The 17,187-nt window shown below is 39.3% G+C and carries 17 protein-coding genes; 9 read left to right on the top strand and 8 right to left on the bottom strand.

What is annotated here, in order from left to right:
- Positions 1-210 precede the first annotated feature (210 nt).
- The 5 genes from AC1TO8_RS20030 (at position 211) to AC1TO8_RS20050 (ending at position 4,225) form a co-directional block, all read left to right on the top strand.
- A complete protein-coding gene (locus tag AC1TO8_RS20030) occupies positions 211-705 on the top strand; it encodes an RNA polymerase sigma factor (RefSeq protein ID WP_482057389.1) in 495 nt (164 codons plus the stop codon).
- Position 706: 1 nt separating this feature from the next.
- On the top strand, positions 707-1,696 hold the full coding sequence (locus AC1TO8_RS20035; RefSeq protein ID WP_482057390.1) for an anti sigma factor C-terminal domain-containing protein: 990 nt from the start codon (positions 707-709) through the stop codon (positions 1,694-1,696).
- Positions 1,697-2,139: 443 nt separating this feature from the next.
- Positions 2,140-3,315, top strand: a complete 1,176-nt coding sequence (locus AC1TO8_RS20040; RefSeq protein WP_482057391.1) for an MFS transporter — start codon at positions 2,140-2,142, stop codon at positions 3,313-3,315.
- A 152-nt stretch (positions 3,316-3,467) separates the two neighbouring features.
- Positions 3,468-3,842, top strand: a complete 375-nt coding sequence (locus tag AC1TO8_RS20045; RefSeq protein ID WP_482057392.1) for a DUF3992 domain-containing protein — start codon at positions 3,468-3,470, stop codon at positions 3,840-3,842.
- A gap of 53 nt (positions 3,843-3,895) precedes the next feature.
- Complete coding sequence (locus tag AC1TO8_RS20050; RefSeq protein ID WP_482057393.1) at positions 3,896-4,225, top strand: DUF3992 domain-containing protein; 330 nt, start codon at positions 3,896-3,898, stop codon at positions 4,223-4,225.
- 107 nt (positions 4,226-4,332) lie between these two features.
- Here AC1TO8_RS20050 and AC1TO8_RS20055 read toward each other — a convergent pair whose 3' ends face one another.
- Both AC1TO8_RS20055 and AC1TO8_RS20060 read right to left on the bottom strand, forming a co-directional pair.
- Positions 4,333-4,866 carry an S-Ena type endospore appendage gene (locus AC1TO8_RS20055; protein ID WP_482057432.1) on the bottom strand — a complete coding sequence of 178 codons (534 nt, stop codon included), beginning with the start codon at positions 4,864-4,866 and terminating at the stop codon, positions 4,333-4,335.
- A gap of 222 nt (positions 4,867-5,088) precedes the next feature.
- Positions 5,089-6,576, bottom strand: coding sequence for a hypothetical protein (locus AC1TO8_RS20060; protein WP_482057394.1), 1,488 nt, complete (start codon positions 6,574-6,576; stop codon positions 5,089-5,091).
- A gap of 423 nt (positions 6,577-6,999) precedes the next feature.
- Between AC1TO8_RS20060 and AC1TO8_RS20065 the strand changes: the two genes are divergently transcribed.
- On the top strand, positions 7,000-8,808 hold the full coding sequence (locus tag AC1TO8_RS20065; RefSeq protein WP_482057395.1) for an LTA synthase family protein: 1,809 nt from the start codon (positions 7,000-7,002) through the stop codon (positions 8,806-8,808).
- A gap of 122 nt (positions 8,809-8,930) precedes the next feature.
- Here the strand turns inward: AC1TO8_RS20065 and AC1TO8_RS20070 are convergent, their stop codons facing one another.
- The 4 genes from AC1TO8_RS20070 to AC1TO8_RS20085 all read right to left on the bottom strand — a co-directional run bounded on the left by AC1TO8_RS20070 (position 8,931) and on the right by AC1TO8_RS20085 (position 13,246).
- Entirely contained in the window at positions 8,931-10,055 is a 1,125-nt protein-coding gene (locus tag AC1TO8_RS20070) for a sugar ABC transporter permease (protein WP_482057433.1), read from the bottom strand.
- 68 nt (positions 10,056-10,123) lie between these two features.
- The gene (locus AC1TO8_RS20075; RefSeq protein ID WP_482057396.1) at positions 10,124-11,644 is read right to left on the bottom strand and encodes an ATP-binding cassette domain-containing protein; all 1,521 of its coding nucleotides are present in this window, start codon (positions 11,642-11,644) and stop codon (positions 10,124-10,126) included.
- Between the two features lie 96 nt (positions 11,645-11,740).
- Positions 11,741-12,838 (bottom strand): sugar ABC transporter substrate-binding protein, encoded by a 1,098-nt coding sequence (locus tag AC1TO8_RS20080; RefSeq protein WP_482057397.1) that lies wholly within the window; start codon positions 12,836-12,838, stop codon positions 11,741-11,743.
- A gap of 201 nt (positions 12,839-13,039) precedes the next feature.
- The gene (locus tag AC1TO8_RS20085; protein WP_482057398.1) at positions 13,040-13,246 is read right to left on the bottom strand and encodes a PepSY domain-containing protein; all 207 of its coding nucleotides are present in this window, start codon (positions 13,244-13,246) and stop codon (positions 13,040-13,042) included.
- Positions 13,247-13,432: 186 nt separating this feature from the next.
- On the opposite strand from AC1TO8_RS20085, the gene AC1TO8_RS20090 reads away from it, so the two are divergent.
- Complete coding sequence (locus AC1TO8_RS20090; protein WP_482057399.1) at positions 13,433-13,828, top strand: DUF2871 domain-containing protein; 396 nt, start codon at positions 13,433-13,435, stop codon at positions 13,826-13,828.
- An 86-nt stretch (positions 13,829-13,914) separates the two neighbouring features.
- Here the strand turns inward: AC1TO8_RS20090 and AC1TO8_RS20095 are convergent, their stop codons facing one another.
- Positions 13,915-14,892 (bottom strand): ring-cleaving dioxygenase, encoded by a 978-nt coding sequence (locus AC1TO8_RS20095; RefSeq protein WP_482057434.1) that lies wholly within the window; start codon positions 14,890-14,892, stop codon positions 13,915-13,917.
- A gap of 234 nt (positions 14,893-15,126) precedes the next feature.
- On the opposite strand from AC1TO8_RS20095, the gene AC1TO8_RS20100 reads away from it, so the two are divergent.
- Both AC1TO8_RS20100 and AC1TO8_RS20105 read left to right on the top strand, forming a co-directional pair.
- Entirely contained in the window at positions 15,127-15,606 is a 480-nt protein-coding gene (locus AC1TO8_RS20100) for an RNA polymerase sigma factor (protein ID WP_482057400.1), read from the top strand.
- A gap of 4 nt (positions 15,607-15,610) precedes the next feature.
- Entirely contained in the window at positions 15,611-16,315 is a 705-nt protein-coding gene (locus AC1TO8_RS20105) for a zf-HC2 domain-containing protein (RefSeq protein ID WP_482057401.1), read from the top strand.
- Positions 16,316-16,407: 92 nt separating this feature from the next.
- On the opposite strand, the gene AC1TO8_RS20110 is transcribed toward AC1TO8_RS20105, so the two are convergent.
- Entirely contained in the window at positions 16,408-17,097 is a 690-nt protein-coding gene (locus AC1TO8_RS20110; protein WP_482057402.1) for a Crp/Fnr family transcriptional regulator, read from the bottom strand.
- Positions 17,098-17,187: the final 90 nt, after the last annotated feature.

Raw genomic sequence — 17,187 nt, forward strand, 5'->3', positions numbered from 1 at the left:
CCCCTCTGGTTCTGCTAAGAATATATTAACATTTCCCTCTTGATACGGAAATAGCCTAGAACATCCCAAATAAGAATCCTTTTTACTCCCTCTCTCAACCGTCCCTTATGTTCCGTATACTCCTTAATCAAGGCATTCATACTGGACATGTTTTAATATGCTGTAAACTTATTATAGAGTTGTGCGTTGTATATGTGGGGGAGGGCAGACATGGCCAAAGAAACTATGAATGAATTTCTTCAACAGGTCGGAACCGTATTGTATAAATACTTGAGGAAACGCGGACTTACCCATGAGGATGCTGAAGATATCACGCAAGATACTTGTTATAAATTCTTATTGTATAAAGATGGAATTCAATCAGATAAAGTCATGAGTTGGTTATTCCGTGTAGCTACGAATCAATTTTATGATCTGAAGAGAAAAGATACGCGACATCCCACAATAGATGTCGATGATGTCCCTCTCTTTTCCTTGACTGATATTCCAGAAATCAGCATCCTTCAAAAGGAAAAGTCAAAGAGTATCAGAGATACTCTTGAAACACTTTCTGAATTTCACCAAGAATTGTTAATTCTGAAATTCGAGTTGGAGTTATCATACAAAAATATATCATCTTTACTAAATAAGAATGAGAATACACTGAAAACTCATGTAGCTCGCGCCAAGGAAAGATTCATAAGAAACTTCAAGGAGGACCTTTAATATGGAAGAGGATCTAAATCATTTTTCGTTTGATGAGAAGCAGGCAAACAAATTAATGAAGAAAGCAAAACTATGGTCTACATTAAAAATGATTGGAATTACAGTTATCGTAACCCCCATTCTCTTGGTGTTTTTATGGTATGGGTTCAGGACGTGGTCCCTCAATCAAGCACAAAAAACAATGAACGAAATTGTTATGTTTAATGAAATTAGTGCACCAAATGTTCATATTAGTCATCAAATATACGACAATAATTGGTTTGGAGGTACAATAAAAACGAAAACTTTTAAATGGATTGGGAATGCCCCTTATATTTGGGAGTCCGTCGAAAGGAAATACACATTATGGGGTCGCTCTTCACGAATATATGGTTCGTTTGGAGCCATCCCGTTAGATCTACCGGCAGAATCGAATCAATTTAACCGATATAATGCTGATACAGCTGATAGAGAAATGATCTTTTTCCACCCTGAGGTTTCGTATGATACCTATAAAGACAGTATTAGCGATCTGAATCAAGTTGACGATAATACGATGGTGGAGCTGGGATTATCATTTGATAAAGCATATTCGTATGATGAGATCCAAAGGGTACTTCCTTCTGAGGTGCAATCCGTCTGGTGGTGGGTCGACACCTATACAAAAGATTATTTAAAATATATGCAGCAGGTAAAGCTCCTATTTTCTGCGGATAGTACGCTTATTTATGGATTTCATGCAGAACAATTTGAAGTAACCGGCGGCATAGATACTTTTATTACAAGTGTTGAACAATTACGTGGCAGTCGAAGTCATAGTTTCCAATGGGCTGCAGACGAAATTCATAAAGGTTTAGCAGGGGATAATAACATGTTAGAACAAAGTGATGTGAAAATCATTGGTGCCGTTATAACAGGAACATCCAAACAATTAGAAGTGTTACAGGGGCAGCCCTTCATAAGAGCCTCTACTTTCGGAGTGATCTCTGACAAAAAAGTCATACCTAATTAAATTCCTCTGCATAAAGAAAACATAATCAACAATAAGAAAGGATTCCTTTCTTATTGTTGATTTATTCGTATATACAGTCATATTTGAACTGCAACTGGGCGCAATAAGCTCACTTCTCGAACAAAGAAAAGCTTCCGATAGTCTCATACATCGGTGAAGTGTTCATATGAGTTCTCATGAGTGTAAAGCGATCTGCTTCCCACTCTATTCCTATTGGAGCAGACTGGAGGGCACTGGAACAAAATTCATGGTCTCCTACAAATCTTCGGGCAAGAGTAATATGTATCTATCCTTTCCCCAACAATAAACTGCAATTCGAAATTTGGGTACCTCCTTAAAAAATGTTATGTATCCACTATTAATTTCAACATAAGGCTGTTATTTCGCGACAATATTTCGTATAATGCAAGATTATAACTATTCCTTCTAAGGTGTGTGTCCTAATGAATAACAGTCAGTCTGTGAAAACCAATTTACGTTACTTCTTATTTTTCTATGTATTTATTTACGCTGGGAATGCCGTCTATGGGACGTTTCTACCTCTTTATTTCCAGGATATTGGCTATTCTGCCTTGCAAATTGGTACTCTACTCAGTCTAGGTCCTTTCGTCGCTATACTAGCTCAGCCACTCTGGGGCGCACTCGGAGATCGTGCCAAAACAAAAAATTCCATTTTACTTTTCTTATTGGCTGGCTGTGGAATTACGATCCTGTTATATCCATTGTCGAACCAGTTTACATATCTATTGCTCATGATTAGTATCTTCACTTTTTTCCAGACTTCCATATTTGCTATAGGTGATACGATTACGCTTGAGGCAATAGACAAACATAAAATAGGTAAGTTCGGACATATTCGTATGGGTGGCACATTCGGGTTCGCTGTCATGTCACTTGTGTTCGGGATTATTTCCAAGGATCATATCAGCTCGATATTTATCGTATACTCTAGCATTATCGTTGTCGCATTCCTACTCGTTCTGAAGTTCCCAGCTGTTGAAGGACATCAAGCACATGGACATAAAGTATCTATTACAGTTCTTTTTAAGAATCGAATGTTGATGATCTATTTCGGATTCAACTTCATACTACAAATTACTCTAGGTTACTATTATGCCTTCTTCCCTATGTATTTCAGAGAGCTTGGCGGAGACAACGTATTGCTAGGCTGGTCCATGGTTATTTCATCATTAAGTGAAGTACCATTCTTATTATTTGCAGATAAAATTTTCAAGCGCGTGAAGATTCCCTATATATTATTAGCCGCGGCTGCATTTACAGCGTTACGTTGGTTTCTCTTTTCGATCATCGATGCGCCTATTTGGGTGCTACCCGTTCAGGCTTTGCATGGCCTCATCTTCATCGTGCTTACTGTGACTATGGCTACCTACATTAACAAAGAAGTACCCAAGGAGCTAAAAGCAAGTGGTCAGACGCTGAATGGTCTTATGAATCTAGGTGTAGCACGTATTATTGGGAGCTTCGTCGGCGGAATCGCAACAACTAGCTTTGGTATTCGTAATGTATTTATGTATAATTCAATCGTCGCATTGGTTAGTATGATTGCATTCGTTCTGTTCTTTTTGAGAACACACTATCGAACTTCAAGGATGAAATGATAGACAATATTCACATCGGAAAATCCGAAACATACCATAAACCCACCATTTTAAAAATGAATAATAACATGTCCAGCAGGCTGATGTCCAAGCAAGCAGCCTCCAATGTGCATTATATAGTTTGAAATCATATATCTAGGAGGTATATAACTATGGCATGTTGCAGTAGTAGTGGGTCAACTTTAAGTTGTTGTCCAGAAAAGAACTTTGTTCAAGATAAAGTGTGTACACCGTGGAGTGGTACAGTTGTAGCCGCTGATGTCTTAATTACCGTCTACACCAATAACATAAACCAGAACATTGTTGGAACAGGATACTTGCAATATGACATCGGCCCAGCAGACATACAATTAGATTTTCTTGATAGTGCAGGTGCACCGATTAATACTGCACCTTTCATTATTGCACCGGGAACAAGTCTCGCCTTTACGTACCGCCGCTTCAATGCTATACAGATAACATTACCAGCCGCTACAGCAGGGACCTACCAAGGTGAATTCTGCATCACTACCCGGTACCCAGTCTAGTATGAAGGATTGAGCTCATTGGACTGTTTCAATACCTTAGGAGGGATAAACATATGTGTGTAACACCACTCAGCTGTTGCCCAGACAAGATCATTGTCCAAGATAAAGTATGTACGAATTGGCAACTAGCAGCTGCAGCCACCCAAATCCTGTATACCGACAATGTATCACCGTCCATCAGCGGTACAGGATATATTAAGTATGAAGTCGGAACTCCTGTCCTAACAGTAAACATATCCAATAATGGGACTGTTATCAAAACATTTATAATCCCAGCAGGAGGCAGCTCAACATTTACTGTCGCTCGTTTTGATACCATTTCAATAACTTCAACAGCGGCAGCACAAGGGGAATTTTGTATCACAGTACGTTATAACTTATAGAACAAGCTATAACGGCTACGACGTCTTTCTGAAGGATCTAATGTAACTCAAACTTTTATATCTTTTAAAGTAGAGTGGTTCTTCTATATACTGAAGAACCACCTTTCTTATTGTTCATTTACAGCTAAAGTTTGATTAGGTAATTGCAGAGTAGTTGAAATCGTATACTTAGCTTCAATAAATGTAGATTTACTTCCCTGGGTAGGAACTACTATAGATTTAATACCTTGACCTACATAATTATTCGTATTTCCCGGTGGTATATACAGTTTTCTCCTGTTTGCACCAATGATCTCTACTTCTAAATTATCCGTACTTACTGGATTAGAATAGACGCTAAGCTGTGCCACCGTCATATTGGAGTTCACATCATTCTCCCATATTTGGAATCCCATCTGATTCCCTTCAATAGATATATTTCCGCAACATTCTTTTTCCACAATGAGATTAGAAGGTCGTTTCCAAGGGACTACAGGGTCTACACAATGACAGATTGGTAATACTCTTTGTTTTGATCGTTTCCTTCGACAATATCTCGGTGGGGATGGGAAGATGGGAGTATATCTACTCTTTCTACGCCTTTGATGTTTAGAACATCTTTTCTTTTTCAACCATTTGGCCTTCCGTTGATTTCTCTGCATATTGGATGAATATACAATTAGAATAGTCATTAATAATAACACTTCTTTTCTTGAACACCGCCTCCTTCTCAGCTCCTCACTCCTTTCTATCCAACAGTCTATTCAGCGTTATACCTATAGTAAATGTTTCATTCAAGTACTTGGTTAAACATTATCCGCATTTATTTCGAGTATCGATTGAGCATTTAGTTCAATCTCAATAATTGCTCCCCACAGCAACGTTCAAGTTAATTCATGCACCGACCAAACAACTCCATTCGTAGCTCCGTTTCCTATGTTAAGTGCGATTGTCAACCCGTTCGCATTATAGAAAAGTCCAATAATATCTCCTGCTGATAAGCTCACCTCTCCCGCCAAAGTTACTGTACCATTCCCTAAAACTGCTCTTAGCGTTAAAAGAGTAATACTTACATTTAGAATAGGAAGGAGTCCATTTATCAAATTGGTAACTGTAGGCGATGTTCTCTGTACTAGAAAAAAGGGATTAACTCCCGCCCCTAGAGAAATACCAATTGCCGCAGTAGTGGAATAATTTATTGTTGCTGCAATTGAATACCTTCCTGTAAACGGAATTGTATAATTCCCCGTAGCCTGATTAAAATTAGGGTTACCATAATAGGGATTAGCTATAGACCAATTTATAAGTTGCCCACTCGCGGACAACGTCAAATTAGATAAAAATGCCGAAAATCCTTGTGCAGCAAAGTTCGGCCCTGTTGCTCCTGTTACACCCGTTACTCCTGTCACGCCCGTTGCGCCTGTCACTCCTGTTGCTCCCGTTACCCCTGTTGCACCCGTCGCTCCCGTTACTCCTGTTACACCCGTTACTCCTGTCACTCCTGTTGCTCCTGTTGCTCCTGTCGCTCCTGTTACTCCTGTCGCTCCTGTTACTCCTGTCACTCCTGTTACTCCTGTCACGCCCGTTGCGCCTGTCACTCCTGTTGCACCCGTTGCTCCTGTCGCTCCCGTTGCACCCGTTGCTCCTGTCGCTCCCGTTGCACCCGTTGCTCCTGTCGCTCCCGTTGCACCCGTTGCGCCTGTCACTCCTGTTGCTCCTGTTTCACCTGTTGCTCCTGTTGCTCCCGTTACTCCTGTTGCTCCCGTTACTCCTGTTGCGCCTGTTTCACCTGTTGCTCCTGTCACACCTGTTGCTCCTGTTTCACCTGTCACTCCTGTTGCACCCGTCGCTCCCGTTGCTCCTGTTGCACCCGTTGCGCCTGTTGCACCCGTTGCGCCTGTTGCTCCTGTTGCTCCTGTTGCTCCTGTTGCTCCTGTTGCGCCTGTTTCGCCTGTTGCGCCTGTTTCGCCTGTTGCGCCTGTTTCGCCTGTTGATCCTGTTGCTCCTGTTGCTCCTGTTGCTCCTGTTGCTCCTGTTGCGCCTGTTGCTCCTGTTGCTCCTGTTGCTCCTGTTGCACCCGTCGCTCCCGTTACTCCTGTTGCTCCTGTTGCACCCGTTACTCCTGTTGCGCCTGTTTCACCTGTTGCTCCTGTTGCTCCTGTTACTCCTGTTGCACCCGTTGCTCCCGTTGCACCCGTTGCACCCGTTGCACCCGTCGCTCCCGTTGCTCCTGTTGCTCCTGTTGCGCCTGTCGCTCCCGTTGCGCCTGTTGCTCCTGTCACACCAGTCTTACGTGATGTCCCATTGCAGCTTAAAGTGCCGGAGCATGAACAATCTGAAATTGATCTATATCGCGTATTGTCATAGTTCATATAATAGACCCTCCTCAACACTTAAGATTAGCATTGTGTGGTAATTAGTGGGATTATCCAGATATCCGAATCGCAACATCTCTATATAACTATTAAATGTATTCCTCAACGATCATGATTGTACTTACGCCTCTTATTCATGAAAGCGATCCGATATACAAGAGGGACTTAGGCTTCCACACCAAAATATGACTACACTCCTCTCAGGGGTCACCATAATCAAACCTATTGAATCGATAATTCCGGGTTCACCTGAATCTGATATTTCACTAAACATAGTACTCATTCCATTACGTCTAGTTGATTTCCAGCATATCTAGTACTAGAATAAAGTAATCTTAACGAAAAGGATGCGCGGTATTAATGTCGTTTAATCTATCACGAATAACTAGTAAAAAGTCCATACTATTTTTCTCTCTTATTATGTTAGTAAAGAGTTATTTCACTTGGTATTTCCTATTCGAGGATGGACCCTCATGGAGTATACTTCTGAAAGAACTCCCTTTTGTTTTACTCGTATTTTGTTTAATTGAATGGTTCGCATCGAAGAAGAAAATTGCAATCTATATGTTCGTCGATCTATTCATTACCACCCTATTCTTTTCCTTGATTCTATATCACAATCATTTTGGTATTATCGCTACCTCTCAAGTATTAGATCAAGCCAAACAAATAGGTGCTGTGAAAAAAAGTGTCTTCTCAGTGATTCAACCACAATATATGCTTATGTTTATGGACATCATTATCATTAGTTTTGTTATGCTGAAACGTCAGAAGGCGCTACATTGGAAAAGATCCATGTCCGTTAAAGCGAACCGTAAAGTCATTACTATTTTATTCTGTCTATCCATTCTCTTATGTTCTTTGAGTATTTTCCCTAATCGTGCAAGTATGAATGAGACTATAAAAGCTGAACAAATGGGGATTCTCAATTATGAAGCATACTCATTACTGGCTACTAAAGATGTTGAACCTATTGATATTCGTAACATTACGCAATCAGTTATTGATCATAAGAAGGGAATTCAATCCCCTGTTGATCCGATCTTGTTCGGAGCTGCTGAAGGTAAGAACCTTATTATGATTCAAATGGAGTCTTTTCAGAACTTCTTAGTAAATCTATCGATTGATGGACAAGAAATAACACCCAATATGAATCAATTAGCGGGAAGCAGTTACTATTTCCCTCATTTCTACCAGCAGGTTGGACAAGGAAATACCTCTGACGCTGAATTTATAGTAAATACTTCATTCTATGTACCACCGGATGGTGCAGCTACACAAATATATGCCCCTAAGGAGCTCCCGAGCTTACCGAAGATATTACAAGGGCAAGGCTATGACACCGCGACATTTCATACTAATGAAGTTGATTTTTGGAACCGTGGGGAACTGTACAGTGCCTTGGGATTTGATCGATACTATGATAAAGCTTACTTTGGTCTTGATGATACCTTATTCTACGGTGCATCTGATGAAGTGCTTTATGAGGAGACTGCTGCCGAACTTGCAAGAATGGATCAGGATGACCAACCATTCTATTCGCATGTCATCTCCATGTCAGCTCACAATCCATTCACTATTCCGGAGGATAAATACCATATGACACTCCCAGAGCGATTCGAAGGAACGTTCGTTGGTGAATATATGCGCGCTCAGAATTATGCTGATTATGCCCTTGGCCTCTTTATTGAAGAACTTAAACATAATGGTGTATGGGATAACAGCTTAGTCGTATTGTATGGAGATCATCGGGGACTTCCTATCTTTTCCCTGGATGAAGTTGATCAAGTATTAATGGAAGAGATGCTTGGCCATCCATATTCAGAACGCGAGTTGATTAATATTCCGTTGATCATTTCATCAAATGGGGTTACGAATGCAACGGTGATGGAACAATTAGGCGGTCAGGTTGATATTATGCCCACTGTGTTGAATTTATTAGGTATTTCACTTGATGATCATATTCACTTTGGACAAGATATATTGAATCAAACATCTTATAATTTACTACCCCAACGTTATTATTTACCAACGGGTTCATTCGTGAACAACGAAGAATTATTCTTATCCGGCAGCGGTTTTGATGACGGACAGCATCATACCTTATATAAAGACGGCGACGAAAGATCACATGCTACAGAGTATGAATTCAATCGTGCCCTTGAACTTCTACAATTATCTGATAGCTACGTCATTCAATTGCCTGACAGAGATGTTCTAGAGGATTGAAGTATGGTTTCCTACTCCAGAACCAGCATCTGTAATAATGGATAATACAATATAGGCACGCAAAAATACGCCAGAGAGCTGTTACTAAGCACTTTGGCGTATTATTAATAATGACTGGGTATTTACTTTTTTGATCTCTGTTTACGTGTCATAACATCGAATATGACAGCCCCAGCCAATACACCACCGCGGATCATATATTGGTACGATATTCCAACCCCGAGTAAATTCATACCACTAGAAAGGGATGCCATGACAATGGCCCCGATAATGGAACCCGTGACTTTACCTACTCCACCAGCAGCGGATACACCGCCAACGTAAGCAGCTGCAATCGCATCAAGTTCGAATAACGTACCTGCAGTCGTTGTAGCCGATGCCATGCGAGCAGTGAACAGGATACCTGAGAGCGCTGATAGCAATCCCATTGATCCAAACACAATATACGTAATTTTCTTAACGCTAATCCCACTTAAATTTGCGGCCTCTGGATTACTTCCGACAGCATAAATATGCCGTCCAATAACAGTTGATGTCGTCAAAAAATGATATATGACAACAACGAACAATACAATAATGACCGTCCAAGAGAATCCATTATAACCCGCTAGAATCCAAGTGATGTATCCAATAATAGCAGAGATGAATATGACCTTTATTGCAAACATACTTTTAGAAATGACTTCAAAATTGTATTTCAGTTTGTTGTTACGCTTTGAGACTTCAAAGTAGATAAATAGAACGATAATTAGTGCGCCAACAATTAGAGACAGCAAATTCAATTGACCTATCTTTGCAATCGCCGGGATGAATCCATTACCAATTGCGTTGAAATGCTCATCCTTTACGATGATTGTTCCTGTTTTTTCAGTTACTCGTAGTAAAGCTCCTCTAAAAATCAACATACCCGCTAAAGATGCCACAAATGAAGGAATCCCCATTTGAGCAACTAAGAAACCGTTGAACATACCCACGACAATTCCTAGCACCAATATGATTGGAATCGTTATGAGAAATGGAACCCCTAGCTGTGTTAGAAGGATAGCTGCAATAGCGCCCATGAATCCTGCAGCAAATCCAACGGATAAATCGATATGCCGAATGACAATAACTAGCGTCATCCCAACGGCTAATACAGCAATATATCCCGTAGCATCAATCAAGTTACTAATATTTCGAGATGACATAAACAGTCCGTCCGTCAAGATCGAGAAAGTCAGCATGATGACAAATAAAGCAATATACATCCCATAATCCCGAATGTTGACTCCTATTAACGATTTAGCTTCCTTAAGTATTTTCACCGGTTTTCCTCCTATTGCGTTGCAAGCTTCATAATTTTTTCTTGATCCGCATCTTCAATGGACAATTCTCCTTTTATTCGCCCCTCGGCCATGACATAGATGCGGTCACTCATTCCTAATACTTCACTAAGCTCAGATGAAATCATAATAATACTCATACCTTCGCTAATCAGCTTATTCATAATGGTATAAATTTCAAATTTAGCACCCACATCAATTCCTCGCGTAGGTTCGTCCAGAATAAGCAATCTTGGATTAACGAATAACCATTTGCCCAAAGATACTTTCTGCTGATTCCCTCCACTTAAATTACCGACCAGTTGTTCCACTGAAGGAGCCTTGATGTTTAATGACTCTTGGTATGCGTTGGATATCTTCACTTCTTCATTCATATTAATAATCCCTTTAGACGAAATACCCTCTAGGTTGGCAACCGTTATATTTTGTTTTATATCCTGAATCAAGAATAAGCCGTCACCTTTGCGATCTTCCGTCACATAAGCGATTCCAGCCTTGATCGCCTCTTTTGGGTTCTTGAATGACTTTTTTGCATCGTCCATTAATAATTCTCCACTTAATTTATAAGCTTTCGGATTACCAAATATACTTAGGGCCAATTCTGTACGTCCTGAGCCCATCAGCCCAGCAATACCGACGATTTCCCCTTTTTTCACATGGAGATTAACGTTCTTTACGACTTCTCGACCTAGATTAGGATCAAATGCTGACCAATTTTGGATCTCAAGCACGTTGCCACCGAATTGTTTATCCGTTCCTTTTGGATAGATATCATCAATTTCACGTCCGACCATATTTTTAATAATGATATTTTCAGAGATTTCATTCTTTGAAGCATCTAACGTACAAATGGTTCGACCATCTCTAAGAACAGTGATTTGATCCGCAATTGCGATGACTTCTTTCAGCTTATGAGAGATCATAATACAAGTTATTCCTTGAGCTTTCAGTTCTCTTAGCAGTTCGAGAAGGTTTTCACTATCATTTTCGTTAAGCGCGGCTGTCGGTTCATCTAGAATGAGTAGTTTCACATCTTTACTCAACGCTTTAGCGATCTCCACAAGTTGCTGCTGACCTACACCTAGATCCTTGATCAGAACTTCAGGGTTAATATCTAACTTCACTTTGTGAAGCAATTCTTTTGCCTTCACAATCGTTTGATTCCAATTAACCAATGCGCCTTTTTTCACTTCGTTCCCTGCGAAAATATTCTCATATACAGGAAGGTCAGGAAACAACGCAAGCTCTTGATAAATAATTGCAATACCTGTTTTTACACTATCGCTAATTCTTGAGAAGCTTTGAACCTTGCCTTCATATACGATATCTCCAGAGTAATTTCCGTAAGGATATACGCCACTAAGGACTTTCATTAAAGTTGATTTCCCAGCACCATTCTCACCAATCAAACAATGAATTTCGCCTTTATTCACCTTGAAATTAACATTGGATAGCGCTTTTACGCCGGTAAATTCCTTTGAAATATTATCCATTTCTAAAATGTATGGATTCATAATTAGATTACGCTCCTTAACAAAACAAGTCGTAGAATAACGGTTGAGTGATAGACATATCTATCACTCAACCGTCCAAACTATGTTTATATGCGATTATAGACCCGTGAATTCTTTTTCTTCGTAATACTTGGAATCAATGAGTGCGGCTTTAACGTTGTCCTTGTCGACTACGATAACATCGGTTTGTTTCGCTTGCACTTCAACTTTTCCGTTATCATAAACGCCAGTTGTCTCAGGCGTTTTACCTTCCAAAATGGAGACTGCCATTCCAATTGAATCTTTAACTAGACTACGAACATCTTTGAATACTGTCATCGATTGTTTATCATCAATAATGTATTGAACTGATGCTTTTTCAGCATCTTGCCCTGACACTACATAGTGAGTAACAGCGGTATCTGAACCGAATACGTCTGCGATCGCACGGGCAGTTCCATCATTTGGAGCCAGAATGGCAACATCACCTTTTTGATCGGCTGAGGCGGCTGTTAAGTGTGTTTGGGCCTTGTTTTTAGCATCACCCGGCTCCCAGTTTGTGGTAACCTGGCTAATAATTTTACTTTGTTGTTCACGGGACAACTCGGCAGTATCTTGCAACATAATAGCTTCGCTGGAGTTAGCGACTTTGAATGTGCCGTCAGCGATTTTAGGTTGCAGAACGGACCAAGCACCTTCAAAGAACAAGAATGCGTTGTTATCAGATGCTGCACCAGCATACAAGTATAATGGCTGACCGTTACCTTTTGCATGATCTACTAAGTATTGACCTTGCGCTTTACCAACTGCAACGCTATCAAAAGTAACATAGTAGTTAATAGCATCTGTGTTCGTGATCAGGCGGTCATAGGAAATGACCTTAATACCTGCATCTTTAGCTGCTTTTACAGCACTCGCGGCGGCATCACCATCTTGAGGGCAAATGATTAGTACTTTGATTCCTTTAGCAATCAGAGCATCTACATTTTCCTTTTCCTTGGCAGAAGATCCTTGGCTGAATAATATTTCTGATGTGTATTTCGTATCCTTCAGAGCATCTTTAAATCTTTGCTCATCTTGAACCCATCTAGGCTCATCTTTCGTTGGCAATACGATCCCCACTTCAACCTTACTACTGTTACCACATGCTGAGACGACTGCTACTAGCATCATTACGACAAGCAAGAATGGAATAACCTTTAAAGCCTTTTTCATTTAGAGACACGCCCCTTTTCTTGGTTAATACTGTTATTACATACATGATGTTATCATCTGATACATCGTCAAAGAATAGAAAATTCTCCTATCATTATTGAAAATTCTCATATGTACCTTCATCGAAAATATACGGCCACAAAGACGGCAAAAAACCAAGTTAACCGCTACTGGTTAACCTGGTTTTAATCTAAATAATATTTAATCAATATCATCTTCTTCAATTTTTAATACTCTTCCATTCTTCGCCATTACCTCTACTTCAAACACTAATACTCCATGTTCTAAAACCATATCGACATGAAGAATTTGTCCGGGCACATGTTTCAGGGCGATTTCTTGTGCTTGTTGCTTAGTAACTCTTTGTCTATATATGGGTGTTGTGTTATTGTAAATACTTCCATACATTAATGTTATCCTCCTTATTCAAAAACCTAGTCCATTATCCATATGTATTTGGCAGGTTATATGTGCAACTTCAAAAATAGGTTATTGACTAACTATATTTTTGTAATGTTCCATTCATATTGCGTTCATACTTGCTTGCTATACTTGGGTTATCCATTCAAGACAATTTTAAAGGAGCGATTAATTTTGAAAAAGCTATATTATACTTCCTTTTTCTATGTAGTTCTTGGTTTATTAGCTGGCATTGCTTATCGCGAAATTACAAAACACAATGATTTCAGTGGAGAAACTGTATTTGTTGCACTTCATACCCACATTCTAGTGTTAGGTTTCTTCTTTTTTATCATTACACTAATCCTAGCCAAGATATTTCATGTGCACGAAGCTAAATCCTTTGGTCCGTGGTACATTGTCTATAATATTGGTTTACTGATGACGATTGGCGCCATGGCTACTCGCGGCATACTGCAAATTAACGGTGATGATATCAGCTTCTTGCCACATATCGCTGGACTGGGTCATACCATTCTAGGTGCAGGTCTCATTTGGTTACTTATTCTACTTGGTAAACGGATTAAGTAAACTTAAAGTTACCTATCATTTCACGCAAGTAAAAGGAGGGGATTTATCCCCTCCTTACTTCTATTCCTAATAGATTTTATTCTCCTTTATTGTTTATCGAATTCTATCGTGCTTCTAACTGTGTCAATCGGACGAACCAATTGCTCGATTTGCTCCCGCTTCGATTCTAAGAATGGAGGTAACGATAATTTCTCCCCGAGCGTTTCATAAGGCTCGTCTCCCATAAATCCTGGACCATCCGTTGCGAACTCAAATAGAATTTGTGGTGCAACTCGCGCGTACAATGACTCGAAAAAGTGACGGTCAACATAACCCGAAGTTTGAAATCCGAAATTCTCCAACCGCGAAGTCCATTCATCTAACACCGAACGGTCTTCCACGCGGAATGCCGTATGATGAACTGTTCCAAATCCTTGTCGAGCTTGAGGAAGAACGGCATTATGCTCCACAACGACTTGCGCACCATTCCCACCTTCGCCTACTTCAAATAAATGATATGATCCTGATGTATCGATTTCTTTGAATAATAGAACTTTCTCCAATATTTCTTTAAGGTTATCGAAATTAGCGATCCGAATATGGATAGGTCCTAACCCAGTAATAGCATATTCTAATGGGACAGGTCCTTTTTTCCATGGCGTACCTGCAGCAACACCTGTATTATTTTCATCTGAAATCAATTGATATTGTTGATCATCGAAATCTACAAAGGAAAGCGTCTTGGTGCCGAATTGTTCTTTCAATCCAGTATGTTTCACTTCAAGTCGATCAAAACGTTGCACCCAATAATCTAACGCTGCATCACTCGGTACTCGGAAAGATGTTTTTGAAATCTCATTCGTACCATGTACGCCTTTGGCAATACCCGGGAAATCGAAGAAAGTCATATCTGTACCTGCACTACCTTCGTCATCTGCAAAAAATAAATGATATGTTTGAATATCATCTTGGTTCACGGTTTTCTTAACTAAACGCATTCCTAGAACATATGTGAAAAATTCATAGTTCTTCTCTGCACTACTTGTAATTGCGGTTACGTGATGTATTCCTTTTAATTCAGTCACTTTTAAATCAGTCATTATTAATTCCTCCAATGGATTCTCAATTTGTTATTGATATATTGTGTGGCGATTTCAATCAAATTACTAATTACCTCTAATTTATAACTCTCAACTTAAAGATATTGTATCATGAAAAACATCTCATGTCACTATGTAACAATAATTATTTATATTTTGTGTGGAAAAGTTGTAACGAATGTTCCTAAAGAATGTCTTATATATAAGGGAGGTGGGAATATGACGGATTTCGAGCATATATACGATCACTATTTTAAAGATATATACAGGTTTGTGTTGTCGTTAAGCAGAGATCCTACCGTCGCTGAAGAGATTACACAGGAAACATTTTTTAAAGCTTTGAAAAGTATTCATCAATTTAAAGGTAACTGTAAAATCAATGTATGGCTTTGCCAAATCGCCAAAAATACATACTTCTCCTATCTCGATAAACAAAAGCGGTTTACAACCCATGATACAACTGAAACAGCAAGCGAGAACTGTATCGAAGAATCGCTATTGATTAAAGAAGAAGCTTACCGTATACATCAGGTGCTACATGGCTTAGAGGAACCTTATAAAGAAGTGTTTACTTTAAGAGTTTTTGGAGAACTGTCCTTCGCTCAAATAAGCCAGATATTTGGAAAAACAGAAAGTTGGTCAAGAGTTACATTCCATCGAGCTAAACGAAAAGTGCAAGACCGACTAAAGGAGGAATAGTATCATGAGGAATATATCGTGTGAAATTATTACCGATTTGTTGCCATTGTATTATGACAAAGTGTGTAGTAATGAAAGTACCGCAATGGTTGAAGAACATCTTGCAAAATGCCCTAATTGCCAATTAGAATTAGACTCAATCAAAGTAAATATCAACTTGCCTGAAGAAGTTGTTGAACAGAATTATAATGATAGTAATGCTTTAAAAGGTATAGCCGTATCATGGCATCGCACCAAATTTAAGGCGTTTATCAAAGGCTTAATCGGTGCATCACTACTGTCCGTTGTCATAATTGGTGGTATGGTGCTATTTCAATGGGATGTAATGAAAGTATCTTCTAACGTTGTTGAAATTTCCGAAGTAAGCAAATTATCAGATGGTAGAATCACTTATCATTTTAAATTAACAGATGGTTATGGCTTAGATCGCGCAAAATTTGTTATGGATGAGAACGGAAATTTTTATATAACGCCTTTACGCCCACTCATCAAAACAAAGTCGAAATTCGATATGGATCTTCAAAATACGTATAACACGTTTGGTGAAATGGAAAATCACTTATATCGAGAAAAATATGGTGATGACACAGAGATTAAAGCATTATATATCGGAACGTCAGATGACAATGTTCTAATTTGGGAGAAAGGAATGGATTTGCCAGCAGCAAGTGATTCAATTGAAGCCAACTTCGATAAACATGATGAGTGATTAAGTTCATAGAGTGTTCCTAAGATACAAACGGAGGTTTCCCTCTGCACGGCAAGCATACCAACGGCGTTCACTATTGGTATGTTTGCCTTTCATATACCTCCGGTCAACTGTTCGAACTTTGCAATATCGCAAATGAAAATCTTCTTTTTATCAATTTTAATCATATTCCGATTTTGTAGTTCCAGCATAATCTTCGTTACTGTTTCCCGAACCGTACCTGTCATATCAGCAATTTGTTGATGCGTCAGCTTAAGATCAATCCATATTCCATCTTCATGGCGGACCCCATGATTTTCAATTAAGCGAAGTAGCCCTCTAGTAACACGTGTACGAGCATCAAGTATCGTTAAATCTGTAATTAATTCATTAGCTTTCCTTAGACGTTCTAACGCTGTTTGCATTATTTTCAATGAAATTTGCGGATTATTATTCATAAGCCAATTAAAGTCATGCCGCTTCAAAACATAGAGCGTCGTATCCTCCATTGTTTTTGCCGAAGCAGATCGCCGTAGTTCATTTTCTAAAACAGCCATTTCTCCAAAGAAATCGCCCTCTGTAAATATAGCTAGGATGATTTCTCTAGCTTCATTCTCTCTATATATTTTAACGACGCCAGATTGAATAATATAAAGCTCATCACCATCGCCATCCTCTAAAAATACAGTGACCCCCTTGTCATATGTTCGTGTTATGACATATGAGGAGACCTTCTGCAATTCCTCCACCTCTAGTTGTTTGAAAAAGGGGAATTCTCGTAAAAAAACTAGCATTTCTTCCATATCATAAACCGCCTTATTATTCATTTTTATTATGATCAGAGTGCTGAATTCCCAAGAATAATCGAACTCTTAATTAAAATAGAAGGATTT

This window comes from Paenibacillus sp. Y859 (assembly GCF_056786405.1).